This window comes from Caulobacter sp. 05L422, from assembly GCF_056397765.1.
Genome location: NZ_JBFTOB010000015.1, coordinates 91,379 through 117,380 on the forward strand (window position 1 = coordinate 91,379; position 26,002 = coordinate 117,380).

Genomic DNA, 26,002 nt, shown 5'->3' on the forward strand with positions numbered 1-26,002 from the left:
GCGGGAACATGCACCGCTGCGGCCCCCGGCGCCAAGGGCGGTTCTCGCTCCCGGCGCCACGCAACGCCCTTGGAGACCTCGTCTTGACGATCTTTCGCGCCCGCCCCGATGGTTCAAGCCCCTGGGACGGCCGGATCGAGTGGGACGACAAGTCCACGCGGGCCGCGCTCGGCAAGGCCGGCACGATCGCCGGAGCCGACAAGCGCGAGGGCGACAATCGCAGCCCGACGGGCGTGTGGCCGATCCGCTACGTGCTCTACCGTCCCGACGTCTATCCTGACGGTCCCACGACCGCGCTCGAGACCAGGCCGATCGCGCCGGACGACGGCTGGTGCGACGCGCCGGGCGACCCGGCCTACAACCAGCCGGTCAAACTGCCCTGCCCGGCCAGCGCCGAGCGGCTGTGGCGCGACGACGCCGTCTACGACCTGGTGGTGGTGCTGGGCCACAACGACGACCCGCCGGTCCCCGGCTTGGGCTCGGCGATCTTCCTGCACCTGGCGCGCGACGGCTATCCCGGCACCGAGGGCTGCGTGGCCCTGGCGCGGGAGGATGTCGAGGCCCTGCTGGCGATCGCAAAGCCAGGCGACGCGGTCGAGATCGCCGCGACCTAGATCCGGCTTCCAAACAGCGCCGAGCCCACCCGCACCGAGGTCGCGCCGCAGGCGATGGCGGCCTCGAAATCGTCGCTCATGCCCATCGACAGCTTTTCCAGCCCGTTGCGGGCCGCGATCTGGCCCAGCAGGCGGAAATGCGGGGCGGGGTCCAGGTCGGCCGGCGGAATGCACATCAGGCCCTCCACGGGCAGGTCCAGGCCCCGGCACAGGGCGATGAAGGCGTCGGCCCCGCCGGGCGTCACGCCGGCCTTCTGCGGCTCCTCGCCGGTGTTGACCTGGACGAACAGCCGAGGCGCCTTGCCCTGGGCCTGGACCTCGTCGGCCAGCACGCGCGCCAGCTTCTCGCGGTCCAGGCTCTCGATCACGTCGAAGAAGGCCACGGCGTCGCGAGCCTTGTTGCTCTGCAGGGGCCCGATCAGGCGCAGCTCGATCTCGCCCCGGCGCTCGCTCCAGCGGCCCATGGCCTCCTGGACGCGATTTTCTCCGAACACCCGCTGGCCCGCGTCGAGAATGGGCGCGATATGGTCCCAGGGCTGCAGCTTGGACACCGCCACCAGGGTGACCGCATCGGCCGGGCGGCCGGCGGCCACGGCGGCGGCGCGGATGCGGGATTGGATCGAGGCGTAGACGTCAGACATGAGCTCGGAACACGTGATCGACCAGATGGAGGCCCTGTCTAGAACGGTCGCGCGCCTTCGCCCATGGCCGGTGCGCGGAAAGCCGCTGCCGAACCTGCTGTTCTTCACCGATCCCGAGCGCACGCCCGATCCCGAGCGGGTCGCCGAGCGCCTGCCGGCCGGCGCGGCCGTGGTGTTCCGGGCCTTTGGCGCGTCGGACGCGGCGGAACGGGGAGCCCGACTGCGCGAGATCACCCGGCGGCGTGGCCTGAGGCTGCTGGTCGGCGCGGACGAGACCTTGGCGCTGCAGGTCGAAGCCGACGGCGTTCACCTGCCCGAACGCCTGGTCCCAACCCTGTCCGACCTGCGCGCGGCCCATCCTGGCTGGCTGATCACCTTGGCCGCCCATGACATGGAGGCGGCCCTGGCCGGCGCCGAGGCGGGAGCGGACGCGCTGGTGGTTTCGCCCATCTTCCCCAGCAACAGCCCCTCGGCGGGCGCGCCACTGGGCGTGGAGGGCCTGAAACGGATCGTGGAGGCGGTGGAGACGCCGGTCTATGCCCTGGGCGGCGTGCGCGCGGACACGGTGACGCTGCTGCTGGACACGGGAATTGTCGGGATCGCGGCGGTGGAGGCGCTCAGCGCCTCATTGGGCGCCAAGCCGGGTCTTAGAACTTGAACGCGGTTTCCAGCTTCACCCGGGGCGCGGGCTCTTGGATCTCGTTCTTACGGGCCGCCAGGGCCGGGTTCTGGTCGCCCAGGGCCACGGCGCCGCCGACGCGGATCGACGGAGTGACGCTGTAGTAGGCGCCGGCCTGGACGTCCCGTCCCTCCATCTCGCGGCCCACCGGCTGTTCGAGATCGAGCTTCAGGCCCCACTTGCCCTTCTTGTCGTCCCACTTCAGGGACTTCTTCGGGCCCTGCTGCGGGTTGAACGGCGCGATCGGGGTCGAATTGCTGAAGTCGCTCTTCACGGCGAAGTCCGGCGAGCTCGTGCGCGGCTTGCTTTGGGCATAGACCCCCGAAGCCGATCCCATCAGGATCAGCGCGGCGGCCCCTGCCATGAAATACCGTGCGGCGAACATATTACTCGAACCCAATCCCCAACCCGCGCCTCATAGAGTCAAACCCTATATAGGAGCGGGCTCCCTGAACATCGATTAAAGACCCTAGTACAACGCGGTCAACCGCAGTTGGATTGGACTCAGGGTCGCAAGAGTCGATTCAAGCGGCGCCTGTGGCGGTCCTGCCACGCGATTCCTGTTTTGACGCAGCGCGACCATGCTATAGACCGCTTCCGGCTGCGGGGGCGCGCCTGGGTGCGCGCAAGCGCCGGCTGATACATTGGAGCGAGGTACTATGGCGTTTGAGCGTGGGTCGGTGTTGCGCGGCGTCGCCGCTGGCGTTCTGGCGCTGACTGTTCTGACGGGCGTTTCGGCCTGTGGCGGCAATAAGGGCGGCGGAACCTTTGTCACCCAAGACAGCGATCCGGGTTTCAATCCCTTCAAGGGTCGCGGCGGCTCCAAGTCGGCTCCGCAAGCCGGCGCGATCGGCGTCAACGGCTTCCTGTGGCGCGCGAGCCTGGACACCCTGGCCTTCATGCCCCTGGCCTCGGCCGATCCCTACGGCGGCGTGATCGTCACCGACTGGTACACCAATCCGGAAAAGCCGGACGAGCGCTTCAAGGCGACCGTCTACATCCTGGACACCCGCCTGCGGGCCGACGGCCTGAACGTCACGATCTTCAAGCAGGTCAAGGACGCCAGCGGCGGCTGGGTCGACACCGCCGCCACCGAACAGACGGCGACCGACGTCGAGAACGCCATCCTGACCCGCGCCCGTCAGCTTCGACTTTCCAACATCAAGAACTAGGGCCTTCCCTGGTTCTTCGCGGGAGCCCTTTGTCCTGGCGACAAACGGCTCCCGTTCGCACTTTTAGAACCGCGCCCCGGCCGAAACCGCTTATGACTTCCGCGGAACGCGCCTGAGGCGCGAGCCCCCGCACCTACAGTCTGGTTTCATGGCCCGCTACAATCCCAAAGACACCGAGCCGAAGTGGCGCGCCGCCTGGGCGACCGCCAACACCTTCCTGACGCCGATCACTCCCGACGCGCGTCCGAAGTACTACGTGCTCGAGATGTTCCCCTATCCGTCGGGGCGCATCCACATGGGCCATGTGCGCAACTACGCCATGGGCGACGTCGTGGCCCGCTACAAGCGCGCCCAGGGCTTCAACGTGCTGCACCCGATGGGCTGGGACGCCTTCGGCATGCCGGCCGAGAACGCGGCCATGGAGCGCGGCGTCCACCCCAAGGGCTGGACCTACGACAACATCGCCGCGATGCGCGAGCAGCTGAAGGCCCTGGGCCTGTCGGTCGATTGGTCGCGCGAGTTCGCCACCTGCGACCCGGAATACTACGGCAAGCAGCAGGCCTGGTTCCTGCGCCTGCTGAAGCGCGGCCTGGTCTATCGCAAGGAGGCCTCGGTCAACTGGGATCCGGTCGACATGACCGTCCTGGCCAACGAGCAGGTGATCGACGGCAAGGGCTGGCGCTCAGGCGCGACCGTGGAGAAGCGCAAGCTGACCCAGTGGTTCCTGCGCATCACCGACTACGCCGACGCCCTGATCGACGGCCTGAAGACCCTGGATCGCTGGCCCGAGAAGGTCCGCATCATGCAGGAGAACTGGATCGGCCGGTCCAAGGGCCTGCGGTTCACGTTCAAGTTCGATGGAGCCGCGCCCGCCGGCCACGCCGACGGCCTGGAAGTCTACACCACCCGCCCCGACACCCTGTTCGGAGCCAGCTTCGTCGGGATCGCCCCCGAGCATCCGCTGGCCGAGCAGCTGGCGGCGGCAGATCCGGCCGTGGCCGCCTTCGTCGCCGAATGCCGCAAGGGCGGCACGTCCGAGGCCGACATCGAGGGCGCCGAGAAGCTGGGCCGCGACACCGGCCTGCGCGTCGTCCATCCGCTGGACCCGACCCTGACCCTGCCGGTCTGGATCGCCAACTTCATCCTGATGGACTACGGCACCGGCGCGATCTTCGCCTGCCCGGCCCACGACCAGCGCGACCTGGACTTCGCCCGCAAGTACGACCTGCCCGTGCTGCCCGTCGTCCTGCCCCCCGGCGAGGACGCCGCGACCTTCCAGGTCGGCAAGGAGGCCTATGTCGGCCCCGGCGCGATCTTCAATTCGGAATTCCTGGACGGCCTGGACATCGAGGCCGCCAAGACCGAGGCCGTGAACCGCATCGAGGCCATGGACCAGGGCCAGGGCGCCACGGTCTATCGCCTGCGCGACTGGGGCGTCTCGCGCCAGCGCTACTGGGGCTGCCCGATCCCGGTCATCCACTGTGCGGCCTGCGGCCCCGTCGGCGTGCCGGAAGACCAGCTGCCGGTGGTGCTGCCCGACGACGTCGCCTTCGACAAGCCGGGCAACCCGCTGCTGCGCCACCCGACCTGGCGCCACACCACCTGCCCGACCTGCGGCGGCAAGGCCGAGCGCGAGACCGACACGCTGGACACCTTCGTGGACAGCAGCTGGTACTTCGCCCGCTTCACCGATCCGACCGCCGCCGAGCCGATCGACAAGGCCGCGGCCGACCACTGGATGGCGGTCGACCAGTATATCGGCGGCGTCGAGCACGCGGTGCTGCACCTGCTGTACGCCCGCTTCATCACCCGCGCCCTGAAAGACGAGGGCCTGGTCTCGGTGGAGGAGCCGTTCGCCGGCCTGTTCACCCAGGGCATGGTCACCCACGAAGCCTACAAGAACACCGCCGGCGAGTGGGTCGAACCCTCGGACGTGGTCATCGCCGTCGAGGGCAACGCCCGTTCGGCCAAGCACGCGACAACCGGTGAGCCGATCACCATCGGCGACATCGAGAAGATGTCGAAGTCCAAGAAGAACGTCGTCGCCCCCGAGGACATCTTCGAGGCCTACGGCGTCGACGCCGCGCGCCTGTTCGTGATGAGCGACAGCCCTCCCGAGCGCGACGTGCAGTGGACCAACAGCGGCGTCGAAGGTTCGTGGCGCTTCACCCACCGGGTCTGGAACGAGTTCGAGAGCCAGCCGGCCGGCGATTTCGCCCATGACGACGCCGACGCGGCCGCCGTGGCCCTGCGCAAGGGCGCCCACCGCCTGATCGGCTTCGTGACCGACTCCATCGAAGGCTTCCGCTTCAACAGCGGCGTGGCGCGCCTGTACGAGTTCCTGAACATGCTGAAGGCCGCGCCGGCCGAGAACGCGTCCCAGGGCGTCCTGGCGGCCCGCGCCGAGGCCCTGGAGATTCTGGCCCGCCTGATCTCGCCCTTCACGCCCCACCTGGCCGAAGAGGCCTGGGCCCACCTGGGCAAGGCCGGGATGGTGGTCGACGCGCCGTGGCCCAAGGCGGATCCCGCCCTGGCCGCCGACGACGAGCGCGTGCTGCCGATCCAGATCAACGGCAAGCGCCGCGGCGAGATCAAGGTCAAGGCCGGCACCGCCGAGGCCGAGGTCGAGAAAATCGCTCTGGCGGACGCCGCCGTGCTGGGCCACCTTGAGGGCTTGACCGTTCGCAAGGTGATCGTGGTGAAAGACCGTATCGTCAACATCGTGGCCGGCTGATCCATGAAGCGCTTTTCGCTCTCACAATCGCTCTCCAAGGCCCTTCCCGTCGCCGTTCTGGCTGTCGCGGCCCTCGCCCTGTCGGCCTGCGGCTTCACGCCGCTATACGGCCCCCAGACGGTCACCAAGGGGCTCAGCGCCATCGAGGTGGTCGCGCCCCCAGGTCGCGCCGGCTACCTGCTGCGTGAGAAACTGGACGACGCCTTCGCCCGCGACGTCAACGTGCTCCCGTCCCACCGGCTGGTCTATACGCTCGAGGAACGCCGCTACGCGCGTGGCGTCCGGGTCGACAACGTCGCCAACCGCTATGAGCTGAGCCTCACGGCCAACTGGCGCCTGATGGATTCCAAGACCGGGCTGGCCGTCCGCGCGGGCTCCACAAGCGCCGCCGTGACCTATGACTCGGCCGACCAGCCCTACGCCTCCATCGCCGCCCAGGAAGACAGCCAGGAACGCGCCGCCACCGAACTGGCGCGCCGGATCCAGTTGGAACTGGCGACCTGGCTCGCGGGCAAGGCCAAGGCGTAAGGTCCCTTCGCCATGATCCTGTCGAAACGACCGGACATCGAACGCTTCCTGCGGGATCCGGCCGCCGACATCCGCGCCGTGGTCATCTATGGCCGCGATCGCGGCGTGGTGCGCGACCGCGCCGACCAGCTGGTCAACAAGCTGTTCGCGCGCCCCGACGATCCGTTCGACACCGCCCAGCTGACCGAGAGCGACCTGGACAGCCAGGCCGGCAAGCTGGAGGACGAGCTCTCGGCCCTGTCGATGATGGGCGGCCGGCGCCTGGTGCGCCTGCGCCTGACCGGCGAGAAGGGCGGCCCCGACAAGCAGGCGGCCGAAGCCCTCACCCGCCATGTCGAAGGCCAGCTGAACCCGGACGCCTTCTTCCTGATCGAGGCCGGCGCCCTGGGTCGCGACTCCACCCTGCGCAAGGTCGCCGAGAAGGCCAGCGGCGCGGCGGTGATCCCCTGCTACGAGGACGAGGCCGGCGACTTGGCCCGGCTGACCCGCGAGACCCTGACCAAGGACAAGGTCAGCCTGAACGGCGAGGCCCTGGACCTGTTCGTCTCGCGCCTGCCCAAGGAGCGCGGCGTGGCCCGCGCCGAGATCGAGCGCCTCGCCCTCTATCTGAAGCCCGGCAGCGGCGTCGTGGCCACGCCGGCCGATCTGACCGACTTCCTGGGCGTCGAGCCCGAGGCTTCGCTGGGCGACGCGGCCATCGACGCGTTCGGCGGCCGCGTGGGCCCCGCCCAGGCCGGCCTGCGCCGCGCCGCCGCCGAGGGCGAAGGCGGACCCGCGGCCGTACGGGCCATGGGCTATCACCTGGGCCGTCTGCGCCGCACCCTGACCCTGCACAAGAACGGCGTCGACCTGGCGGCCGCCGCCAAGGCCTCGGGCGTGTTCTGGAAGAGCGAGCGCGAGTTCCTGCGCCAGGCCCGGGCCTGGACCCTGGATCAGCTGCTGGCGGTCCAGGCCGAGGTGCTGGCGGCCGACAAGGCCTGCAAGACGTCCGGCTCGCCCGACCAGCTGATCTCCGAGCGCCTCGCCATGCAGATCGCCGGCAAGGCTCGGCGGCTGGGGCTCTAGCGCCGACGCGCTCGCTTCGATCAGCGAGTCGCTGGCTTCGTCAAACCATCAGCGTCTTCATCCACAAGAATCTGTCGATTCCGGCTTTCGGCGGCCCCGACCAAATTGTCGGCCGACCACGCCGTTTCCTTTGGTTTTTCAGCAGCTTGCACGAGAATTGGCGTTCATGAAGGGCCAACTCTGGCGAACAGCTCGACCAGCGACACGGTCGAGCCGCCTTCCGTGCGCGACAGAGGACCCTCGAAGAAGGCCTCAGGCGCCGCGCGTCAGACGGTTGCAGAGATCGTCCAGTTGCTCGAGCGTCGCGTAGCGGATGGTCAGGGCGCCGGCGCCGCCGCGATCGTCGATCTCGACATCGAGGCCGAGCAGCGACGACAGGTCGGCTTCCAGCGACTGGGTGTCGGTGTCCTTCGACTTCGGCGGCCGGCCGCCGCTCGACTTGGCGCGGACCTCACCGTCGGCGTTCGGCGTGCGCCGGGCCAGGGCCTCGGCGTCGCGCACCGACAGGCCCTTGGCGATGACCTCGCGGGCGAGAACCGTCGGGTCCGGCGCCGAGGCGATCGCGCGGGCATGGCCGGCGGTCAGCTCGCCCGAGGTCAGGTATGACTGCACAGCTTCGGGTAGGGCCAGCAGGCGCAGGGTGTTGGCCACGTGGCTGCGGCTCTTGCCGACGGTCTGGGCGATCGCCTCCTGGGTGCGACCGAACTTGTCCATCAGCACCTTGTAGCTCAGCGCCTCTTCCAGGGCGTTGAGGTCGGCGCGCTGGACGTTCTCGATGATGCCGATCTCCAGCACCGCCAGGTCGTCCAGCTCGCGGATCATGATCGGGATGGTCTTGAGGCCCGCCCGCTGGGCCGCCCGCCAGCGACGCTCGCCGGCGACGATCTGGTATTCGCCGGGAGCGCCCGGGGCGGGACGGACCAGGATCGGCTGCAGGACGCCCTTCTCGCGGATCGAGTCCGAAAGTTCCACCAGGTCTTCTTCGCGGAAGGTCCGGCGCGGCTGATCGGGATTGCGGCGGATCAGTTCGATCGGCGCCTCGCGCGAGCCGGCGCCGGTGTCGCCCGGGGCTTGGGCGGGCGCGGAATCGACTTCGCCGAGCAAGGCGGAAAGGCCGCGACCCAGACCACGACGACCTTCAGACATCCCCGGCTCTCCCACCACGACCGACTCCTTCACGCGCTCGATACTCAATTTGGACAATGACTTGGATGGTTATCCTCAGACGGACCTCAGGCCGCCTGGGAGAGCCTCGACTTCTCGCGGCTGATCACCTCGCGCGCCAGCCGCAGATAGGCCTGGCTGCCGGCGCATTTGAGGTCGTAGAGCAAGACGGGCTTACCGAAGGACGGCGCCTCCGACACCCGGACGTTGCGCGGTATGACCGCGTCATACACCTTGTCGCCGAAGTGCTCCCGGACATCCTTGGCCACCTGGTCCGACAAGCTGTTGCGGCGATCGTACATGGTCAGAACCACGCCCTGGATCTCCAGCTTGGGATTGAGGCTGCCGCGCACCCGCTCGATGGTCCGCATCAGTTGGGTCAGGCCTTCCAGGGCGAAGAACTCGCACTGCAGCGGCACGAACACCGCGTCGGCGGCGGTCATGGCGTTGACGGTCAGCACGTTCAGCGACGGCGGGCAGTCGATCAGCACATAGGTGTAGGGGCCGTTGGCGCGCAGCGGCTCCAGGGCGTCGCGCAGGCGGTAGGAACGCCGCGCCTGCTGGCCCAGCTCGATCTCCACGCCCGACAGGTCGGCGTCGGCGGGGATCACGTCCAGGCCTGGCAGCTCGGTCGGCACCGCCGCATCGACGACCGGCTTCTCGCCCATCAGCACGTCATAGAGCGTGGTCCGACGCTGCATGCGGGTGATGCCCAGGCCGGTGGAGCAGTTGCCCTGCGGGTCGGCGTCGATCAGCAGCACGCGTTCGCCGCAGGCCGCCAGGGCGGTGCCCAGATTGATCGCGGTCGTGGTCTTGCCCACCCCGCCCTTCTGGTTGGCGATGGCGAGGACGCGCAGCGGTTGGTCAGACTTTACGGACACTCTTAAGCCCCTTCACTTGCACGATCTGGCCTCGCGGGTCGCTCAGGGATGACCGCAGGGTCGACTCGAATTTCCAATATGTAGCGGCCTCGGCCAGCTCCGAAGCGACATCTTGTCCCTTCAGGAACCAGGCGACCGCGCCGCGCTTCAGGTAGGGCTGGGCGTACCCGAGCAGTCTGACCATCGGCGCGCAGGCCCGCGCGGTCACGATGTCGACCTTCAGGTCCAGCTCTTCGGCGCGGGTGTTGTGGATCTCGGCGGGCAGGTTCAGCGCGTCGACGACCACCCGCAGGAACTTGCAACGCTTGGCCATGCTCTCGACCAGGTGGACCTTGGCCCCCGGCGTGTCCTTCAGCAGGATCGCCAGCACGACGCCGGGCAGGCCGGCGCCGGCTCCGAGGTCGGCCCAGGTCTTGGCGTCCGGCGCCAGCTGCAGCAGCTGGGCGCTGTCCCACGCGTGACGGTTCCAGTAGGTGGCGATCGTCGCCGGACCCACCAGGTTCATCACTTCGTTCCACTCGGCCAGCAGGACCTGGAACCGCACGAGATCGGCCAGTTGGCTGTCGGAACAGCCCGTCAGCCGCTGGAACGCGGCGGCGTCGACGGGATCGAGGTCCTCGATGACCAGGGGCGAAACGACAGCCGACATCAAGCGGCCTTCGCGCGGCGGACATGGGCCAGCAGCGCGGTCAGGGCCCCAGGCGTCACGCCTTCGATCCGGGCCGCCTGGCCCAGGGTCAGGGGCTTCACGCGCGCCAGCTTCTCGCGCACCTCGTTCGACAGGCTGCCGACCAGGCCGTAGTCCAGATCGGCCGGCAGGCGCAGGTCCTCTTCCTTGCGGAAGGCCTCGGCGTCGTTGCGCTGGCGGTCGAGATAGCCGGCATAGGCCGCCTCGATCTCGATCTGCTCGCGGGCCATCGGGCTCCACGTGGAAATCTCCGGCCATACCGCGGTCAGGCCGTCGAGCGTGACATCGGGCAGGGCCAGCATGGCCAGGACGTCGCGACGCTGACCGTCGTGATTGACCTTGAAGCCGGCGCGATTGGCTTCGGCCGGGGTCAGGGTGACCGAGCGGGCGAAGGCGCGAACGGTTTCCAGCTCGGCCTTCTTGGCCGCCCAGAACTCGGCGCGGACCGGACCCACCACGCCCAGCTCCAGACCCTTGTCGGTCAGGCGCTGGTCGGCGTTGTCGGCCCGTAGGATCAGGCGGAACTCGGCGCGGCTGGTGAACATCCGATAGGGCTCGGTGACGCCCCGGGTGACCAGGTCGTCGATCATCACGCCGATATAGGCCTCGTCGCGGGCGAAGACGGCGGGCTCCCTGCCCTGCGCCGCCAGCGCCGCGTTCAGCCCGGCCATCAGGCCCTGGGCGCCGGCCTCCTCGTAGCCCGTCGTGCCGTTGATCTGGCCCGCCAGGTAGAGCCCGGTCAGACGCTTGGTCTCCAGGGTCGGGTAGAGCTCACGTGGGTCGACGTAGTCATACTCGATCGCATAGCCGTACCGGATGACCTCGACGTTCTCGAGACCCGGCATGGTGCGCAGGAACAGCAGCTGGGTCTCGGCCGAGACCGAGGTCGAGATGCCGTTCGGATAGACGGTGTCGTCGTCCAGGCCTTCCGGCTCCAGGAACACCTGGTGACTGGTCTTGTCGGCAAAGCGGACGACCTTGTCCTCGATCGACGGGCAATAGCGCGGGCCGATCCCGGTGGCGCGACCACCATAGACCGCCGACTCGCCCAGGCGCTCGGCGATGATCTTGTGGGTCTGCGCCGTCGTGTAGGTGATGCCGCACTGGATCTGCGGGATATCCACGTGGGTCGTCAGGAACGAGAACGGCTCGGGCTTCTCGTCGGCGGCCTGCATCGCCAGGCGATCCCAGGCGATGGTCTTGCCGTCCAGGCGCGCGGGGGTGCCGGTCTTCAGGCGGCCCATGTCGAACCCCAGGGCGTAGAGCCGGTCCGACAGGCCGATCGACGGCGCGTCGCCGACCCGGCCGGCCGAGATGCGGGTCTCGCCCTGATGGATGACGCCCTTCAGGAAGGTGCCGGTGGTCAGGACCACGCGAGAAGCGCGGTAGATCCCGCCCTCCCCGTCGATCACCCCGGCCACGACGCCGTCCTCGACGATCAGGTCTTCGGCCGCGGCCGCGATCACGTCGAGGTTCGGATAGGCGAACAGCTCGGCCTGCATGGCTTCGCGATAGAGCTTGCGGTCGATCTGCGAGCGCGGGCCGCGCACGGCGGGACCCTTGGAGCGGTTCAACAGCCGATACTGGATGCCGGCTTTGTCGCCCATGCGGCCCATCAGGCCGTCCAGGGCGTCGATCTCACGGACCAGGTGGCCCTTGCCCAGGCCGCCGATAGCCGGGTTGCACGACATCTCGCCGACGGTTTCGCGCTTGTGGGTCAGCAGGAGGGTGCGCGCACCGGCGCGAGCCGACGCAGAAGCGGCTTCGCAGCCGGCGTGACCGCCGCCGATGACAATGACATCCCAAGTGTTGGACAAGCTTGCGCGCCTCGAATGCGAACGCCCCCGTCTCGGCGGGGGCGTATTAGCCTTATACGCGAGACTACCCGCAGCGGCGAGTCGGTCCCGGGTGTTTCACGTGAAACACGCCCGAGACATCTGTGATCAGCCTGTGGACAGTTCAAGCCGATGTTTCACGTGAAACATCACTTCCCGATGCAGAAGGTTGAAAACACTCGATCCAGCACATCTTCCGGATCGATGCGCCCGGTGATCCGCGACAACGATCGCGTGGCCAGTCGCACGTCCTCGGCGGCGAGCTCGACCTCCAGGCCGACATCGGAAAGGGCGCGCTGAAGATAGGCCCGCGCCTCGGTGAGACTTTCGGCGTGGCGGATACGAGTTGCGGCCGGGAACTCCGCGCCAGACAGGGCGTCGACCACGTGCGCCGTAAGCGCCGCCCTCGCCTGCTCCGCACCGCCCGGTTTGCGGGCGGCCAGTTCGATCACCGCCAAGCCACGGGTCGACAGGACTTCCCGCAACTCCTCCAGACGATAGGCGTCGACCAAGTCGATCTTGTTGATCACCGCCCAATCGCCGGGCTGAACCACCGCGAGCTCCTCGTCCTGTTTCACGTGGAACATGGCGGCGTCGATGACCCAGAGGCGGAGGTCAGCCTCGGCCGCCCAGGCCCGCGCCCGGCGCACGCCCTCGGCCTCGATGGCGTCCTCGGTGGCGCGCAGACCGGCGGTGTCCGCCAGCAGGGTCTTGTAGCCGCCGAGGGTCAGCGGAACCTCGATGATGTCGCGGGTGGTGCCCGGCGTTGAGGTGACGATAGCCGCGTCGCGCTCGGCCAGGGCGTTCAGCAGGGTGCTCTTGCCGGCGTTTGGCGCACCGACCAGGGCGATCCGGAAGCCGTCCCGGACACGGCGACCCCGCGAAGAATCCTCCAAGGCCGCCCCGATCTCGGCCTCCAAGGCCGCCAGTCCGGGGCGAGCGCGAGCCGCGACATCCTCGGGCAGTTCCTCGTCCGGGAAGTCGACCGCGGCTTCGAGCATGGCCAAAGCCTGGACGAGAAGACCGCGCCAGGCGTCGTAGCGCTGGCTCAACGCGCCGCCCAACTGGCCTAGAGCCTGACGACGCTGCGCCTCGGTCTCGGCGTCGATCAGGTCGGCCACGCCCTCCGCCTGGGTCAGGTCCAGCTTGCCGTTCTCGAAGGCTCGCCGCGTGAACTCGCCTGGCTCGGCCAGGCGCAGACCCTCGTCGGCGAGGGCTTCAAGCAAGGCCTCGACCACGGCCCTACCGCCGTGCACGTGAAACTCGGCGGCGTCCTCGCCGGTATAACTGGCCGGCCCCTGGAACCAGAGCACCAGAGCGTCGTCGAGGGCGACCCCTTCGCGGGTCAGTTGGCGAAGGGCCGCACGGCGCGGCTTGGGCAGATCGCCCGCCAGCGCGCGCACGGCGTCGGCGGAGCGCGGCCCCGAGACCCGGACCACGGCAACCGCCGCCCTGCCCGCGCCCGTGGCCGGCGCGTAGATCGTGTCGTTCATTCGGACTTGCCGCCCATGCCCCCGACCGCCGCCCCGGCCGCCGCGGTCATCAACTTGCGGAACTGGTCCTGGGCCCCCACCCCGAACGCCATCCAGTTCTTCATCAGCTCCTCGGGCGCCAGCATGGCCATGTTGGAGGTCATGCGCTCCTGCATCTCCTTGACCAGGTGGTCGTTCAGGGCGCTCACGTCCGGCAGGCCCAGGAAAGCGCGGGCCTCCACCGGCGTGCAGTCAATCTCAATGGTCATCTTCATGATCTGGGGTTCCCTGCCGCGGAAGCACGATGTTGTTATGCCTCGACCGCAACGGCGCACGTTAGAGCGCTTCGGTCGAAAGTCCCATCGACGCCTTGCTGGATACGGAGAGCCCCATGTCCGAGACCCTCACGATCACCACCCCCGACGGCGCCTTCTCGGCCTATGTCGCTCGCCCCCCAATGGCTTCGGCAGCGTCGGCTCCGGCCATCGTCGTCATCCAGGAGATCTTCGGCGTCAACAAGGTCATGCGCGACGTCTGCGATGACATCGCCGCCCAGGGCTTCGTCGCCGTCTGTCCCGACCTGTTCTGGCGCATCGAACCGGGCATCGACATCACCGATCAGAGCGAAGCCGACTGGAAGCGCGCGTTCGAGCTCTACAACGCCTTCGACGTCGACGCCGGCGTTTCGGACATCGCCGCGACGATCGCCGCCACCCGCGCCCTGCCCGGCGTCAACGGCAAGGTCGGCGCGGTCGGCTATTGCCTGGGCGGCCTGCTGGCCTTCCTGACGGCGACCCGCACCGACGCGGACGCCAGCGTCTCCTACTACGGTGTCGGAACCGACAAGTACGTGGCCGAGGCCGAGAAGCTGGCGCGACCCCTGCTGATCCACATCGCCGAGGAAGACCAGTTCGTGCCGAAGGAAGCCCAGAAGGTGATCCTCGACGCGCTGAAGGATCACCCGCAGATCGAGATCCATACCTATCCCGGCCGCGACCACGCCTTTGCCCGGGTGGGCGGAGCGCACTACGACGCGGCGGACGCCGGTAGGGCCAACGCCCGCAGCCTGGCCTTCTTCAAGTCCAACCTGGGCTGACCGTCATGCTGGCCATACAAGCCGTCCGCACCGGCGGCCCCGAAGTGCTCGAGGCCGTCGACCTGCCAGTCCCCTCGCCGGGTCCCGGCCAGATCCTGGTCCGCCACCAGGCCGTGGGTCTGAACTTTATCGACACCTATCACCGCAGCGGCCTCTACCCGATGAAGATGCCGGCCGTCCTTGGACTGGAAGCGGCGGGCCTCGTCGAAGCGCTCGGCGAAGGCGTCACCCGGTTCAAGGCCGGCGACCGTGTCGCCTATAACGGGACGCTCGGCGCCTATGCCGAAGCCGCCGTGGTTCCGGCCGACCGCGCGGTGAAGGTCCCGGACGCGGTCAGCCTGGAGACCGCCGCGGCCGTCCTGCTCAAGGGCATGACCGCTGAGTTCCTGGTCCGCCGTTGCCACAAGGTCGAACCGGGTCAGACCGTTCTGATCCACGCAGCGGCGGGCGGTGTCGGCTCCATCCTGGTGCAGTGGGCCAAGGCGCTGGGCGCGACCGTGATCGCCACCGTCGGCTCGGAGGCCAAGGCCGCTCTCGCCCGCGATCACGGCGCCGACCATGTGATCCTCTACGGCGAGGAGGACGTCGCGGCCCGGGTGGCGGAGATCACCGGCGGCCAAGGCGTGGCCGTGGTCTATGACGGGGTCGGCAAGGACACCTTCGAGGCCAGCCTTAAGAGCCTGGGCCGACGCGGCATCCTGGCGACCTTCGGCAACGCCTCCGGTCCGGCCCCGGCGATCGCGCCGCTGGAGCTGGGGACCAAATCGCTGTTCCTGACCCGGCCGCGCCTGTTCGACTACATCGGCACGACGGCCGAGCTGGACGAAAGCGCGGCGGCCCTGTTCGCGGTGCTGGCGTCGGGCGCGGTGAAGATCGAGGTCGGGCAGACGTTCCCGCTGGCGGACGCCCGCGCGGCGCACGAGGCGCTGGAGGGGCGGCGGACGACTGGGGCGACACTGCTGATCCCGTAGGCGCGACTTCCACCTCCGGCCCTTTGGGCCACCTCCCCCACAGGGGAGGAGCTAAAAGAAAGGGCGGCTGGATTGCTCCAGCCGCCCTTCGTGTTTCACGTGAAACACCAAGCTTAAGTGTTCATGCTCTGGAAGAAATCGCCGTTGGTCTTCGACTGGCGCATCTTCTCCAGCAGGAACTCGATAGCGTCCGAGGCGCCCATCGGGTTGAGGATGCGGCGCAGGACGTAGGTCTTCTGCAGTTGGTCGCGCGGGGTGATCAGCTCTTCCTTGCGGGTGCCGGACTTCAGCACGTCGATGGCCGGGAAGATGCGCTTGTCAGCCACCTTACGATCAAGGACGATTTCCGAGTTACCGGTGCCCTTGAACTCTTCGAAGATCACTTCGTCCATCCGGCTGCCGGTGTCGATCAGGGCGGTGGCGATGATCGATAGCGAGCCGCCCTCCTCGACGTTCCGCGCCGCGCCGAAGAAGCGCTTGGGGCGCTGCAGGGCGTTGGCGTCGACGCCGCCGGTCAGCACCTTGCCCGACGACGGGACGGTGGTGTTGTAGGCGCGGCCCAGACGCGTGACCGAGTCCAGCAGGATGACGACGTCGCGCTTGTGCTCGACCAGGCGCTTGGCCTTCTCGATGACCATCTCGGCCACCTGCACGTGGCGGGTCGCCGGCTCGTCGAAGGTCGAAGCGATGACCTCGCCCTTCACCGTGCGCTGCATGTCGGTGACTTCTTCCGGGCGCTCGTCGATCAGCAGGACGATCAGATAGCACTCGGGGTGGTTGGTCTCGATCGACTTGGCGATGTTCTGCAGCATCACCGTCTTGCCGACCCGCGGCGGGGCGACGATCAGGCAGCGCTGGCCCTTGCCCAGCGGGGCGACGATGTCGATGACCCGGCCCGAGCGATCCTTGATGGTCGGATCGGGCAGTTCCATGTGCAGGCGCTCTTCGGGATAGAGCGGCGTCAGGTTGTCGAAGTGGACCTTGTGCTTGACGTTGTCCGGGCTCTCGAAATTGATCTTCGAGACGCCGGTCAGGGCGAAGTAGCGTTCGCCTTCGCGCGGCGAGCGGATGGCGCCCTCGATGGTGTCGCCGGTGCGCAGGCCGAACTTGCGGATCTGCGAGGGCGACACGTAGATATCGTCAGGACCCGGAAGATAGTTGGCTTCCGGCGAGCGCAGGAAGCCGAAGCCGTCCTGCACGACTTCCATGGTGCCCGAGCCCGAAATCTCCACGCCTTCCTCGGCGAGGGTCTTCAGGATCGCGAACATCATGTCCTGCTTACGCATGGAGTTGGCGTTCTCGACCTCGAAGGTCTCGGCGAACGCCAGCAGGTCAGCCGGGGATTTCTCCTTCAGCTCCTGCAGGGACATGGTCTTCAGGCCCATGGCCGCCACGGTGGCGCCCACTTCGGATTCATCGTCGCCGCCGTCGCCTTCGGGCGCGTCCTGCGGGTCGCTGGAGACCTCGGCCGTCGTGTCGATAACGGGCTCTTCGGTCTCGGATTGGTTTTCGGTTTGGTCGGTCATAGTTGACACTCAACGTCGCGCGGCCCGCGGGGATGCGAGCCGAGCCTTGGTTCTAAAACGGACTCGTCGCGGTGAAGCGGCGAGCAGGTCGCGCCATGACGACGGCGCGTATCGATCGGGGGACAGACCTTCGAAGCGAGAGGCTCCGGGGGCGCGTCAGGACGAGCGCCGGTCCGTAAGAGGCGGGAACAGGCCGCGAGGCGACATGTCTGCCTGGATGGGAACCACAAGCGGCCCCGCCGGTCAAGCGAAGCCGCCCGGATCGCCGCCTGGGCTAGTGGCCCAGAAACTTGGTCGTCACCGACAGGACGATGACGATCGCCGCCAGGAACGGCAGCTCGTTGGTCATCCGCCAGAACTTTTCCGAGCGGGTGTTGGTCCCGGCGGCGAACTGGCGGCGAGCCTTGGAGACGAAGCCGTGCCAGGCGAACAGGAAGATCAGGGCCGCGATCTTGGTCAGGGCCCAGGGCTTGAGGAAGAAGTCGTGGCCCAGCCGCTCGGCGTCGATCGCCGCCAGCAGCAAGCCCATCAGCAGGGCCAGGATCATCGCCGGATTGATGATGATCCGCAGGGTGCGCAGCTCGGCCAGCTTGAACGTCGCGTCCATGTCCGAGCCGGGCTCGGCCTTCATGTGATAGACGAACAGACGCGGCAGGATCAGCATGCCGGCGATCCAGGCCATCACGAAGATGATGTGCAGTCCGCGGATCAGGTCAAAATGCGGGGCCAGGAAATCGATCACGCCGAAGCTCCCTGCTTGTTCGGACATTGGGTGCGGTCGCCGCCGCAGCGCCAGGCGCAGCCGGTGACCAGGCGATCGGGCGCGCCAAGGGCGCCTTGGATGGTGCGGCCGAGGCCGGCGATGAAGCCCGGCGTCACACCCAGGGCCGGCACGCGGACATAGACCGGGCAGCCGGCCTCGAACGCCACCTGGCGGTATTCGTGATCCAGCTCGACCAGGGTCTCGATGTGCTCGGAGACGAAGGCGATCGGCGTGACCACCAGCGCCAGGCCCTGTTTGCTGGCGGCCTTGATCTCGTCCTCGGTCGAGGGCCCGATCCACTTCATCGGACCGACGCGGCTCTGATAGGTCACCCGCCAGTCCCAACCTTCGCCGAGCCTGGCGGCCACCGCCGCGGCGGTGGCCTCGATCTGCTGCTGATAGGGATCGCCGCCCAGGATCACCTTCTCGGGCAAGCCGTGAGCCGAGAACAGCAGGCGCGCCGGACCGGGACCTCCGGCCTTGTCGTAGGCCGCCTTGATCAGGTCGGCATGGGCCTGAACCAGATCTTCGTTCACCGGATAGCAGCAGACGGTCGAGACCCGGCCGGGACCCTTGCGATAGGCCCGTTTCCACGCCTTCAGCGACGAGCCGGTCGTGGTCGACGAATATTGCGGATAGAGCGGCAGCAGCACGACCTCGTCCGGGGCGAAGGCCTTCACGGCCTTGACCGTCTGGTTGGTCAGCGGCTTCCAGTAGCGCATGGCGACGAAGCAGCGGGTCTCGGCGTCCGGGAAGCGCGCGGCCAGGTCCGCCTCAAGCGCCCTCGCCTGCTTTTCGGTCTCCGGCAACAAGGGCGAGCCGCCGCCCATCAGGGCGTAGTTTTCCTTGGCCAACTTGGCGCGCGTCCCGGCGATCAAGGCGGCGATCGGATAGCGCAGGGGCGCCGGCAGGCCGATGATCGCCTTGTCGCGAAACAGGTTGAACAGGAACGGTCGCACCGCGTCCGGCCCATCAGGCCCGCCCAGATTGAACAGGACGACGGCTATGCGCTTGGTCACTTGCCGGTGACCCGCGCCAGCACCGCCTCGACGTGGGCGATCGGCGTGTCGGGCAGGATGCCGTGACCCAGGTTGAAGATGTAGGGACTCTGCCCCCACTGTTCCAGGAGCTGGTCGACCCGCGCCAGCAGGGCGTCGCCGCCGGCCCGCAGCAGCAGGGGATCCAGCGCGCCCTGGATGGCCTTGGTCTTCTGGATGGACTGGCCCAGCGCCGCGGAGGCCTGGGTGTCCAGCGCCACGCCCTGAACGGGCGCCAGCTTGGCGTAGGTCTCGACCAGCGTGCCGGCTCCGCGCGGGAAGCCGATCACCGGCGTGGTCACGCCCTTGGCGCGCAGGCCTTCGATGATCGCGGTGTGCGGCTTGGTCACCAGGCGGTCGAACAGCGGCTCGGACAGGCCCTCGGCCCAGCTCTCGAACAGCTTCAGCACCTGGGCGCCCGACGCCGCCTGCATGGCCAGGTAGTCGATGGTCGCGTCGACCAGCACCTGGATCAGGGCGTCGAGCTTCTCGGCGTTCTGGTAGGCGTAGGTCCGCGCGCCGGAGCGATCGCTGGAGCCGCCTTCGATCATGTAGGTCGCCACGGTCCAGGGCGCGCCGGCGAAACCGATCAGGGTCCGCTCAGGCTCCAGGGCCGAACGTACGCGGCTCAGGGTCTCGCCCACGGCGCCCAGCGCCTGGCCGGCCTGGCCCGTCAGCTCGCGCATCGACTCGATCGACGGGAGCTCGCCCAGCTTGGGACCCTCGCCCGCCTCGAACCACACCTTCTGGCCCAAGGCCTGGGGGATCAACAGGATGTCGGCGAAGACGATGGCCGCGTCGTACGGAAACCGCCGCATGGGTTGCAGGGTGACCTCGGCGGCCTTCTCCGGGTTCAGGCAGAAATCGATGAAGGTCGGCTCGGTGGCGCGAACGGCCCGATACTCCGGCAGATAGCGTCCGGCCTGCCGCATGAACCACACGGGCGGACGTTCGGCCTTTTGGCCATCCAGGACGGAAAGGAGCTTGGGCTTCTGGAGCGAGGTCATGTCAGGCCTTAAATCCCGTCAGGCCCGTGGGCTCAAGCCCGTATCTCCCCGGAGGCCTTCTTCCCTTCTTCCTTCTCTCTTTAAGAAGATTTTAAGGAAGACTGTAGGAGATGGTGAGCAAGTGCCTAACGGGGAAAACCCGCGTGCGGCGCACCATGCCCCCCGACCATCCGAAATCCATCCAAGCGTGACCCACATGTGGGCGCGAGCCTGTGAACTATGGGGATAGTCCGCTAGCGCTTCGTAATTCCTAATGAAACGTTAAGATGGCTAACGGCGCCGTAACCATGAGCGTTCGCTCATCCCGCCTTTGGGGGAATCGGAAACGCACCGGCTGTGGAGGTCATCCGAGACTGGGGATTGTCCGGCATCAATGTGACCGTTTAACACAGGGTCAGTTCGACGCGCCGTAACGAGCCGGGATTCACCCCCGCTCATCCCCAGGGGCCAAGCCAGTGGTTAAGCAACCGTTAACGGATGATCCACAGGAAGCTGGCGCCCCTGAGGGTGAAAGAGCCGCGCCGCGCTTCGCGACCTACTTCCACATTCACCTGGTGTCGGACTCCACGGGCGAGACGTTGAACGCCATGGCGCGCGCCGTTTGCGCCCGTTTCACCGATATCCTGCCGATTGAACACATCTACGCCCTTGTCCGTTCCACGCGCCAACTCGACCGGGCGCTGGAGGAAATCGCCGGCGCGCCGGGGGTGGTCATGCACACCATCATCGACCCGAACCTGCGCTCGGCCCTGGAGGAAGGCTGCCGGCGGCTGGAGATGCCGTGCATCGCCGCCCTCGATCCGGTGGTCAGCGCCATGTCGCGCTATCTGGGCGCGCGGATCTCCACCCGGGTCGGCGCCCAGCACGCGCTGAACAACGACTATTTCGATCGGATCGAGGCGCTGGACTACGCCATCGCCCACGACGACGGCCAGGGCGGCCAGGACCTGACCCAGGCAGACGTGATCCTGGTCGGCGTGTCGCGCACCTCCAAGACCCCGACCTGCATCTACCTGGCCCACCGCGGCGTGCGCGCCGCCAACGTGCCGCTGGTGCCCGGCCGGCCGCCGCCCGAGGAGCTGTTCACCCTGAAGAACACCCTGATCGTCGGGCTGATGACCTCGCCCGAGCGGCTGATCCAGATCCGCCGCAACCGCCTGCTGTCGCTGAAGGAGAACCGCGAGAGCGACTATATCGACACCGATGCGGTGCGGCAGGAGATCATCGGCGCCCGCCGGCTGTTCGAGCGCCAGGGCTGGCCGATCATCGACGTCACCCGGCGGTCGGTCGAGGAGACGGCGGCGGCGATCATCAACCTGCTGTCTGGCGGCCGCGGCCAGGTCGAGGTGCTGGGATGAGCCCTCCCCCCATTACCCTGGCGTCCACCAGCTCGGCGCGCCAGGCGATCCTGCGCAACGCGGGCGTCGCCTTCGAAGCGGTCGGTTCGGGCGTCGACGAGGAGTCCGCCAAGGCCGGCCTCCTGGCCGAAGGCGCTTCGCCGCGCGAAGTGGCCGACGCCCTGGCCGAGCTGAAGGCGTTCAAGGTCTCGACCAAGCGCCCTGGCCTGGTGATCGGCTCGGACCAGACGCTGGAGCTGGACGGCGCCCTGTTCGACAAGGTCGACACGGTCGAGGCCGCCCGCGAGCGGCTGAAGGAGCTGCGCGGCAAGGTCCACAAGCTGCACTCGGCCGTGGTCGTGGCCCGTGACGGCCGGCCGATCTGGCGGGTGGTCGAGACCACAAAGCTGTCGGTCCGCGATTTCAGCGACGCCTGGCTGGAAGGTTATCTGCAGCGCAACGCGCCTGACGTCCTGTCCTCGGTCGGCTGCTACTTCCTCGAGGGCGAGGGGGTGCAGATGTTCGACCGCATCGATGGCGACTATTTCGCCATCCTCGGCCTGCCCGTGGTGGGCCTGTTCGATTTCCTGCGCCTTCACGGAGCTCTCGAGGCATGAGTATTACGGGAGCCGCGATCGTCGCCGGCGTCTGCGGCCAGCCGATCCGCCACTCGATGAGCCCGGTGATCCACAACGCCTGGATCGCGGCGGCCGGGCTGAACGCCGCCTACGTGCCGTTCGCCCCGGGCGAGGACAATTTCGAGACCTTCGTCGAGGGCCTGCGCGGCGGGGCGATCCGGGGTCTCAACGTCACCATCCCGTTCAAGGAGCAGGCCCTGGCCTGCGCCGACCGCTGCAGCGACCTGGCCAAGCTGGCCGGCGCGGCCAACCTGCTGATCTTCGAGACCGACGGCACGATCACGGCCGACAACACCGACGGTCCCGGCCTGATCGGGGCCATCGCCATCCAGGCGCCGGGCTTCGACCTGACGTCGTCGCCGGTGGTGATCCTGGGCGCGGGCGGCGCGGCCCGGGGCGCGGCCGCCGCCCTGGCCCTGGCCGGCGCCCCGCGCGTCAGCATCGTCAACCGCACTTTCGTCCGCGCCGAGGCCATCGCCGTCTCGATCGGCGGCGTGGTCGAGGCCGCGTCGGAGGACGAGCTGGACGCCCTGCTCTCCCAGGCCGGCCTGGTGATCAACGCCACCTCGTTGGGCCTGGGCGGCGGCGCGGGTCCCGCCGCGCGCCTGGAGCTGACGCCGAAAAACGCCGTGGTCGTCGACATGGTCTACAAGCCGCTGCGCACCGAGTTCTTGAACCGCGCCGAAACCGCCGGCCGCCGCACGGTGGACGGGCTGGAGATGCTGCTGCGCCAGGCGGTTCCCAGCTTCGAGGCCTTCTTCGGCGTGACGCCGCCGGCGCAGGTCGACGTCCGTGCCCTGGCCCTGGCCCAGATCGGGGACGCTGCGAAATGATCGTCCTGGGCCTCACCGGCTCCATCGGCATGGGCAAATCGACGACGGCCAGGATGTTCGTCGAGGCCGGCGTGCCGGTCTACGATTCCGACGCCGCCGTCCATGCGCTCTACGCCACCGGTGGGGCCGCGGTCGCGCCGGTCGAGGCAGCCTTTCCGGGCGTGGTGGTCGACGGGGCCATCGACCGCACCCGGCTCAGCGCGGCGGTGATGGGCAATTCCGAGGCCTTGGCGGTGCTGGAATCGATCGTCCATCCGCTGGTCGGCGCCCATCGGATCGGCTTCTTCGAGGACGCCAAGGCCCAGGGCGCCGACATCGTCGTGCTCGACATCCCCCTGCTCTACGAAACCGGCGGCGAGAAGAAGGTCGACAAGGTGGTGGTGGTCTCCGCCCCGGCCGAGATCCAGCGCCAGCGGGTTCTGGCGCGGACGGGCATGGATCCCGCCAAGTTCGAGGCCATCCTGGCCCGCCAGACTCCGGATGCCGAAAAGCGCGCCCGGGCCGATTTCGTCATCGACACCGGCCGGGGCCTGGACGCCGCCCGCGGCCAGGTCCGCGACATCCTGACCAGCCTTAGGGCCGCGGCCCCGCTTGAAGGCGGCGGCGAACAGGGTCATTGAAATCCGATGGCGCGGGAAATCATCCTCGATACCGAAACCACCGGCTTCGACCCCAAGACCGGCGATCGGCTGGTCGAAATCGGCTGCATCGAGGTGGTCGACTACATGCCCACGGGCAAGTCGTTCCATGAGTATTGCGACCCGCTGCGCGACATGCCGGCCGAGGCCCAGAAGGTGCACGGCCTGTCGTCCGAGTTTCTGACCGGCAAGCCGAAGTTCCACGAGATCGCCGACCGGTTCCTGGAATTCGTCGGCGATTCGCCGGTGATCGCCCACAACGCCGCCTTCGACCGCAGCTTCGTCAATTTCGAGCTGGAGAAGTGCAATCGCGGCCCGCTGCCGGAAAGCCGCTGGGTCGACACCCTGGCCATGGCCAAGAAGCGCTTCCCGGGCATGTACAACTCGCTCGACGCGCTCTGTAAGCGTTTCAAGATCAGCCTGGACAGCCGCGACAAGCACGGCGCCCTGATCGACGCCCACCTGCTGGCCGAGGTCTATCTCGAGCTGCAGGGCGGCAAGGAACGGGCGCTGGAGTTGACCCAGGTGGTCGCCGTCACCGCCGTCTCGGCCGCCCGCCAGGGTTCGTACGGCGCCCGACCCCGGCCCCTGGCCCCGCGCTCGACCGAGGAAGAGCGCGAGATCCACGCCGCCTTCATCCAGAAGAACCTCAAGGACAAGGCCGTCTGGCTACAGTTCGGCGTGGGGGTCGTGGCCGAGGGCTGAGCTCGCGGCGTTACGCGCTTTCGCCCAAGGTGACGAGCAGCGCGTCCAGCTGTTCGAACTGCTCAGGCAGCCCATCCGCCGCTCCGGCGGACGCGTCGAGGGCCTCCTTCGAAGGATAGAGTTCGTGCAGGACCAGCAACGTCTGGCCGTCCTTTTCCTCGAAGGTGACCGTGGTCACGGGGCCGTCTTCACTCTCGTCGTTGGTCCAGACGAGGCGCGAGGGCGGCGTCACTTCGATGTACTTGCCGAAAAAGGCCATGGTGTTCGCGGCGTCGTGTCCGAATTCGAGGCGGTAGCCGCCTCCGACCCGAACATCCAGCTCGCAGGACCGCAGGTTCATTCCCAACGATTTCGGGACCCACCAGAGCTTGAACAGGTCGGACCTGGTCCACGCCTCGAACACGATGCGGGCGGGGGCGTTAAAGGTGCGGGTGACCACGAGCTCGCGCTCGGACTTCCGGTCGATCGCCGTGTGGTTAGTCATCGATTTTCTCCCTGCGTTTCAAATCCTCGACAATCCCGTCCAGCGCGTCGAAGCGCGTGGCCCAAAGCTGTCGATAGCTTTCGATCCAGGCCGCCTCTTCCTCGAGCCTGCGCACGCCGAGCCGGCAGGTGCGCACCCGCCCGACCTTCTGCGTCGTGACGAACCCCGCATGCTCCAGGACGCCGACGTGCTTCTTCATGCCCGTGAGGGTCATGTGGAACTTGTCGGCGAGCTCCGTGATCGAGGCGTCCGAACGTCCGAGCTGCTCCAGGACGCCGCGTCGAGTGGCGTCCGAGAGCGCGGCGAACGAAGCATCGAGGCGATCTATCGTATACTGAACCATGTGGTTCAGTATTAGCGCGCGGATTTGCGACATGCAAGAGGCGGCCGAGCCTGGTCGCCGACTGACCGGCTACAGGCGGACCTTCCTGGGGTCGAACGGGATGGAGGGCGGGCGCTAGACTCGCAGATCCGCCGTGACCGGCGCGTGGTCGCTGGGGCGTTCCCATTCACGGACCGTGTCGTGGACCTTGGCGGTGACCTTGCCGTCGACGATCGCCGCGTCGCGCAGGCCGGGGCTGGCCAGGATGTGGTCCAGGCGCAGGCCGCGGTTGGACTTGCGGAAATCGGCGGCGCGATAGCTCCACCAACTGAACAGCTTTTCCGGCTCGGGCGTGGCCAGGCGCGGCAGGTCCAGCAGGTTCATCGACTTGATCATTGCGTCGAAGGCTTCGAGCTCGGCCGGCGTGTGGCTGACAACCTTCAGCATCTGGCGGTGACTCCAGACGTCGTTCTCGCCGGGCGCGATGTTCAGGTCGCCGGTGACGATCAGCGGCGCCTTGGGATCACGCTTCTTCAGGGCGGCGGTCAGGGTCTCATAGAAGTCGAGCTTGTGGTCGAACTTCGGATTGCCGATGCGATCGGGCGTGTCGCCGCCAGCCGGGATGTAGAAGTTCTGGATGTCGACGCCGGCCACCTTGACCGCGACGCAGCGGGCATGGCCCTCGCGGCAGTTCATCAGCGTCGGCACGTCCTCGAATGGCAGGCGTGAGGCGATGGCGACGCCGTGCCAGCCCTTCTGACCGGCGATCTTCAGGTGCGGCAGGCCCATGGCCTCGAAGGCCTCGCGAGGGAACTCACCCTCCTGGCACTTGATCTCCTGCATGCAGAGCACGTCGGGCGCCTGCTCGTCGACGAAGCGGGCGGCCTGCTCGGCGCGCAGGCGGACGGAATTGACGTTCCAGGTGGCGATACGGAGGCGCATGCCGTTCCTCTAGAGCTTGGGATCCCCAAACCACAACGAAAAACGCCCAGGCGCTCAGCGCCTGGGCGAAAGTCGGGTCTCTCATGCCGCCGCCGGGAGGGGATAGGTCCGGCACGGTTGCGAAGAGCGGGTCGGGCGCTCCTCGCCATGCGTGTTAAATCTGCCACGCCAGGAATCTAAGTCAAGGACAATCGCGTTAACATCTTGCATGTTGTGAAATTGTCGCATTT

General features: G+C 67.9%; 28 protein-coding genes. 13 read left to right on the forward strand and 15 right to left on the reverse strand.

Annotation, left to right across the window (positions count from 1 at the left end; translation table 11 throughout):
- The first annotated feature begins 83 nt into the window (after nucleotides 1-83).
- Nucleotides 84-614, forward strand: coding sequence for a L,D-transpeptidase family protein (locus AC1DMQ_RS15490; RefSeq protein ID WP_477034446.1), 531 nt, complete (start codon nucleotides 84-86; stop codon nucleotides 612-614).
- Here the strand turns inward: AC1DMQ_RS15490 and AC1DMQ_RS15495 are convergent.
- Nucleotides 611-1,255: a YggS family pyridoxal phosphate-dependent enzyme gene (locus AC1DMQ_RS15495; RefSeq protein ID WP_477034447.1), complete on the reverse strand. Its 645-nt coding sequence runs from the start codon at nucleotides 1,253-1,255 to the stop codon at nucleotides 611-613. The genes AC1DMQ_RS15490 and AC1DMQ_RS15495 overlap by 4 nt on opposite strands.
- On the opposite strand from AC1DMQ_RS15495, the gene AC1DMQ_RS15500 reads away from it, so the two are divergent.
- Nucleotides 1,254-1,913 carry a thiamine phosphate synthase gene (locus AC1DMQ_RS15500; protein ID WP_477034448.1) on the forward strand — a complete coding sequence of 220 codons (660 nt, stop codon included), beginning with the start codon at nucleotides 1,254-1,256 and terminating at the stop codon, nucleotides 1,911-1,913. The genes AC1DMQ_RS15495 and AC1DMQ_RS15500 overlap by 2 nt on opposite strands.
- Here AC1DMQ_RS15500 and AC1DMQ_RS15505 read toward each other — a convergent pair.
- Nucleotides 1,903-2,298, reverse strand: coding sequence for an NtrZ family periplasmic regulatory protein (locus tag AC1DMQ_RS15505; RefSeq protein ID WP_477034449.1), 396 nt, complete (start codon nucleotides 2,296-2,298; stop codon nucleotides 1,903-1,905). The genes AC1DMQ_RS15500 and AC1DMQ_RS15505 overlap by 11 nt on opposite strands.
- A 280-nt stretch (nucleotides 2,299-2,578) precedes the next feature.
- On the opposite strand from AC1DMQ_RS15505, the gene AC1DMQ_RS15510 reads away from it, so the two are divergent.
- The 4 genes from AC1DMQ_RS15510 to holA all read left to right on the forward strand — a co-directional run bounded on the left by AC1DMQ_RS15510 (nucleotide 2,579) and on the right by holA (nucleotide 7,433).
- Nucleotides 2,579-3,106, forward strand: a complete 528-nt coding sequence (locus AC1DMQ_RS15510; protein ID WP_477034450.1) for a DUF3576 domain-containing protein — start codon at nucleotides 2,579-2,581, stop codon at nucleotides 3,104-3,106.
- Between the two features lie 148 nt (nucleotides 3,107-3,254).
- Entirely contained in the window at nucleotides 3,255-5,840 is a 2,586-nt protein-coding gene (gene leuS, locus AC1DMQ_RS15515; RefSeq protein WP_477034451.1) for a leucine--tRNA ligase, read from the forward strand.
- Between the two features lie 3 nt (nucleotides 5,841-5,843).
- Complete coding sequence (gene lptE, locus AC1DMQ_RS15520) at nucleotides 5,844-6,368, forward strand: LPS assembly lipoprotein LptE (protein ID WP_477034452.1); 525 nt, start codon at nucleotides 5,844-5,846, stop codon at nucleotides 6,366-6,368.
- A gap of 12 nt (nucleotides 6,369-6,380) precedes the next feature.
- The gene (holA, locus tag AC1DMQ_RS15525; protein ID WP_477034453.1) at nucleotides 6,381-7,433 is read left to right on the forward strand and encodes a DNA polymerase III subunit delta; all 1,053 of its coding nucleotides are present in this window, start codon (nucleotides 6,381-6,383) and stop codon (nucleotides 7,431-7,433) included.
- Nucleotides 7,434-7,685: 252 nt separating this feature from the next.
- Here the strand turns inward: holA and AC1DMQ_RS15530 are convergent, their stop codons facing one another.
- From AC1DMQ_RS15530 to AC1DMQ_RS15555, 6 genes are all read right to left on the reverse strand, one after another.
- Nucleotides 7,686-8,579, reverse strand: a complete 894-nt coding sequence (locus tag AC1DMQ_RS15530; RefSeq protein WP_477034454.1) for a ParB/RepB/Spo0J family partition protein — start codon at nucleotides 8,577-8,579, stop codon at nucleotides 7,686-7,688.
- 86 nt (nucleotides 8,580-8,665) lie between these two features.
- Entirely contained in the window at nucleotides 8,666-9,478 is an 813-nt protein-coding gene (locus AC1DMQ_RS15535; RefSeq protein WP_477034455.1) for a ParA family protein, read from the reverse strand.
- Nucleotides 9,462-10,127 (reverse strand): 16S rRNA (guanine(527)-N(7))-methyltransferase RsmG, encoded by a 666-nt coding sequence (gene rsmG, locus AC1DMQ_RS15540; protein ID WP_477034456.1) that lies wholly within the window; start codon nucleotides 10,125-10,127, stop codon nucleotides 9,462-9,464. Before rsmG ends, AC1DMQ_RS15535 begins: the two co-directional genes overlap by 17 nt.
- Nucleotides 10,127-11,983: a tRNA uridine-5-carboxymethylaminomethyl(34) synthesis enzyme MnmG gene (gene mnmG, locus AC1DMQ_RS15545; protein ID WP_477034457.1), complete on the reverse strand. Its 1,857-nt coding sequence runs from the start codon at nucleotides 11,981-11,983 to the stop codon at nucleotides 10,127-10,129. Before mnmG ends, rsmG begins: the two co-directional genes overlap by 1 nt.
- A 167-nt stretch (nucleotides 11,984-12,150) precedes the next feature.
- Nucleotides 12,151-13,494, reverse strand: a complete 1,344-nt coding sequence (gene mnmE, locus AC1DMQ_RS15550) for a tRNA uridine-5-carboxymethylaminomethyl(34) synthesis GTPase MnmE (protein ID WP_477034458.1) — start codon at nucleotides 13,492-13,494, stop codon at nucleotides 12,151-12,153.
- On the reverse strand, nucleotides 13,491-13,748 hold the full coding sequence (locus tag AC1DMQ_RS15555; protein ID WP_477034459.1) for a DUF6489 family protein: 258 nt from the start codon (nucleotides 13,746-13,748) through the stop codon (nucleotides 13,491-13,493). Before AC1DMQ_RS15555 ends, mnmE begins: the two co-directional genes overlap by 4 nt.
- A gap of 116 nt (nucleotides 13,749-13,864) precedes the next feature.
- Between AC1DMQ_RS15555 and AC1DMQ_RS15560 the strand changes: the two genes are divergently transcribed.
- Together AC1DMQ_RS15560 and AC1DMQ_RS15565 are read left to right on the forward strand one after the other, a co-directional pair.
- Complete coding sequence (locus AC1DMQ_RS15560) at nucleotides 13,865-14,569, forward strand: dienelactone hydrolase family protein (protein ID WP_477034460.1); 705 nt, start codon at nucleotides 13,865-13,867, stop codon at nucleotides 14,567-14,569.
- Between the two features lie 5 nt (nucleotides 14,570-14,574).
- Nucleotides 14,575-15,540 carry a quinone oxidoreductase family protein gene (locus AC1DMQ_RS15565; RefSeq protein WP_477034461.1) on the forward strand — a complete coding sequence of 322 codons (966 nt, stop codon included), beginning with the start codon at nucleotides 14,575-14,577 and terminating at the stop codon, nucleotides 15,538-15,540.
- Nucleotides 15,541-15,653: 113 nt separating this feature from the next.
- Here AC1DMQ_RS15565 and rho read toward each other — a convergent pair whose 3' ends face one another.
- From rho to hemE, 4 genes are all read right to left on the reverse strand, one after another.
- Nucleotides 15,654-17,066 (reverse strand): transcription termination factor Rho, encoded by a 1,413-nt coding sequence (gene rho, locus AC1DMQ_RS15570; RefSeq protein ID WP_477034462.1) that lies wholly within the window; start codon nucleotides 17,064-17,066, stop codon nucleotides 15,654-15,656.
- Nucleotides 17,067-17,340: 274 nt separating this feature from the next.
- Nucleotides 17,341-17,808: a CopD family protein gene (locus tag AC1DMQ_RS15575; RefSeq protein ID WP_477034463.1), complete on the reverse strand. Its 468-nt coding sequence runs from the start codon at nucleotides 17,806-17,808 to the stop codon at nucleotides 17,341-17,343.
- Nucleotides 17,805-18,848, reverse strand: a complete 1,044-nt coding sequence (gene hemH, locus AC1DMQ_RS15580) for a ferrochelatase (RefSeq protein ID WP_477034464.1) — start codon at nucleotides 18,846-18,848, stop codon at nucleotides 17,805-17,807. The genes AC1DMQ_RS15575 and hemH overlap by 4 nt, the downstream gene beginning before the upstream one ends.
- Entirely contained in the window at nucleotides 18,845-19,873 is a 1,029-nt protein-coding gene (gene hemE / locus AC1DMQ_RS15585) for a uroporphyrinogen decarboxylase (RefSeq protein ID WP_477034465.1), read from the reverse strand. The genes hemH and hemE overlap by 4 nt, the downstream gene beginning before the upstream one ends.
- A gap of 455 nt (nucleotides 19,874-20,328) precedes the next feature.
- Between hemE and AC1DMQ_RS15590 the strand changes: the two genes are divergently transcribed.
- Genes AC1DMQ_RS15590 through dnaQ form a run of 5 tightly spaced genes read left to right on the forward strand, consistent with a single transcriptional unit; the run spans nucleotide 20,329 to nucleotide 24,024 of the window.
- Entirely contained in the window at nucleotides 20,329-21,231 is a 903-nt protein-coding gene (locus tag AC1DMQ_RS15590) for a pyruvate, water dikinase regulatory protein (protein WP_477034466.1), read from the forward strand.
- Entirely contained in the window at nucleotides 21,228-21,827 is a 600-nt protein-coding gene (locus tag AC1DMQ_RS15595) for a Maf family protein (protein ID WP_477034467.1), read from the forward strand. Before AC1DMQ_RS15590 ends, AC1DMQ_RS15595 begins: the two co-directional genes overlap by 4 nt.
- A complete protein-coding gene (gene aroE, locus AC1DMQ_RS15600; protein ID WP_477034468.1) occupies nucleotides 21,824-22,681 on the forward strand; it encodes a shikimate dehydrogenase in 858 nt (285 codons plus the stop codon). The genes AC1DMQ_RS15595 and aroE overlap by 4 nt, the downstream gene beginning before the upstream one ends.
- Nucleotides 22,678-23,301 (forward strand): dephospho-CoA kinase, encoded by a 624-nt coding sequence (coaE, locus tag AC1DMQ_RS15605; protein WP_477034469.1) that lies wholly within the window; start codon nucleotides 22,678-22,680, stop codon nucleotides 23,299-23,301. Before aroE ends, coaE begins: the two co-directional genes overlap by 4 nt.
- A gap of 6 nt (nucleotides 23,302-23,307) precedes the next feature.
- A complete protein-coding gene (gene dnaQ / locus AC1DMQ_RS15610) occupies nucleotides 23,308-24,024 on the forward strand; it encodes a DNA polymerase III subunit epsilon (protein WP_477034470.1) in 717 nt (238 codons plus the stop codon).
- Nucleotides 24,025-24,034: 10 nt separating this feature from the next.
- Here the strand turns inward: dnaQ and AC1DMQ_RS15615 are convergent, their stop codons facing one another.
- From AC1DMQ_RS15615 to AC1DMQ_RS15625, 3 genes are all read right to left on the reverse strand, one after another.
- Entirely contained in the window at nucleotides 24,035-24,508 is a 474-nt protein-coding gene (locus AC1DMQ_RS15615; protein WP_477034471.1) for an SRPBCC family protein, read from the reverse strand.
- Entirely contained in the window at nucleotides 24,501-24,851 is a 351-nt protein-coding gene (locus tag AC1DMQ_RS15620) for an ArsR/SmtB family transcription factor (protein ID WP_477034510.1), read from the reverse strand. The genes AC1DMQ_RS15615 and AC1DMQ_RS15620 overlap by 8 nt, the downstream gene beginning before the upstream one ends.
- Nucleotides 24,852-24,965: 114 nt before the next feature.
- A complete protein-coding gene (locus AC1DMQ_RS15625; RefSeq protein ID WP_477034472.1) occupies nucleotides 24,966-25,772 on the reverse strand; it encodes an exodeoxyribonuclease III in 807 nt (268 codons plus the stop codon).
- Nucleotides 25,773-26,002 lie beyond the last annotated feature (230 nt).

What these genes read in the sequence shown, in the direction of transcription:
- AC1DMQ_RS15500 (WP_477034448.1), top strand. Translation starts at nt 1,254, where the DNA reads ATGAGCTCGGAACACGTGATCGACCAGATGGAGGCCCTGTCTAGAACG.
- AC1DMQ_RS15495 (WP_477034447.1), bottom strand. Translation starts at nt 1,255, where the DNA reads ATGTCTGACGTCTACGCCTCGATCCAATCCCGCATCCGCGCCGCCGCC.
- AC1DMQ_RS15505 (WP_477034449.1), bottom strand. Translation starts at nt 2,298, where the DNA reads ATGGCAGGGGCCGCCGCGCTGATCCTGATGGGATCGGCTTCGGGGGTC.
- leuS (WP_477034451.1), top strand. Translation starts at nt 3,255, where the DNA reads ATGGCCCGCTACAATCCCAAAGACACCGAGCCGAAGTGGCGCGCCGCC.
- lptE (WP_477034452.1), top strand. Translation starts at nt 5,844, where the DNA reads ATGAAGCGCTTTTCGCTCTCACAATCGCTCTCCAAGGCCCTTCCCGTC.
- holA (WP_477034453.1), top strand. Translation starts at nt 6,381, where the DNA reads ATGATCCTGTCGAAACGACCGGACATCGAACGCTTCCTGCGGGATCCG.
- AC1DMQ_RS15530 (WP_477034454.1), bottom strand. Translation starts at nt 8,579, where the DNA reads ATGTCTGAAGGTCGTCGTGGTCTGGGTCGCGGCCTTTCCGCCTTGCTC.
- rsmG (WP_477034456.1), bottom strand. Translation starts at nt 10,127, where the DNA reads ATGTCGGCTGTCGTTTCGCCCCTGGTCATCGAGGACCTCGATCCCGTC.
- mnmE (WP_477034458.1), bottom strand. Translation starts at nt 13,494, where the DNA reads ATGAACGACACGATCTACGCGCCGGCCACGGGCGCGGGCAGGGCGGCG.
- AC1DMQ_RS15555 (WP_477034459.1), bottom strand. Translation starts at nt 13,748, where the DNA reads ATGAAGATGACCATTGAGATTGACTGCACGCCGGTGGAGGCCCGCGCT.
- AC1DMQ_RS15560 (WP_477034460.1), top strand. Translation starts at nt 13,865, where the DNA reads ATGTCCGAGACCCTCACGATCACCACCCCCGACGGCGCCTTCTCGGCC.
- AC1DMQ_RS15565 (WP_477034461.1), top strand. Translation starts at nt 14,575, where the DNA reads ATGCTGGCCATACAAGCCGTCCGCACCGGCGGCCCCGAAGTGCTCGAG.
- rho (WP_477034462.1), bottom strand. Translation starts at nt 17,066, where the DNA reads ATGACCGACCAAACCGAAAACCAATCCGAGACCGAAGAGCCCGTTATC.
- hemE (WP_477034465.1), bottom strand. Translation starts at nt 19,873, where the DNA reads ATGACCTCGCTCCAGAAGCCCAAGCTCCTTTCCGTCCTGGATGGCCAA.
- AC1DMQ_RS15595 (WP_477034467.1), top strand. Translation starts at nt 21,228, where the DNA reads ATGAGCCCTCCCCCCATTACCCTGGCGTCCACCAGCTCGGCGCGCCAG.
- aroE (WP_477034468.1), top strand. Translation starts at nt 21,824, where the DNA reads ATGAGTATTACGGGAGCCGCGATCGTCGCCGGCGTCTGCGGCCAGCCG.
- coaE (WP_477034469.1), top strand. Translation starts at nt 22,678, where the DNA reads ATGATCGTCCTGGGCCTCACCGGCTCCATCGGCATGGGCAAATCGACG.
- dnaQ (WP_477034470.1), top strand. Translation starts at nt 23,308, where the DNA reads ATGGCGCGGGAAATCATCCTCGATACCGAAACCACCGGCTTCGACCCC.
- AC1DMQ_RS15615 (WP_477034471.1), bottom strand. Translation starts at nt 24,508, where the DNA reads ATGACTAACCACACGGCGATCGACCGGAAGTCCGAGCGCGAGCTCGTG.
- AC1DMQ_RS15620 (WP_477034510.1), bottom strand. Translation starts at nt 24,851, where the DNA reads ATGGTTCAGTATACGATAGATCGCCTCGATGCTTCGTTCGCCGCGCTC.
- AC1DMQ_RS15625 (WP_477034472.1), bottom strand. Translation starts at nt 25,772, where the DNA reads ATGCGCCTCCGTATCGCCACCTGGAACGTCAATTCCGTCCGCCTGCGC.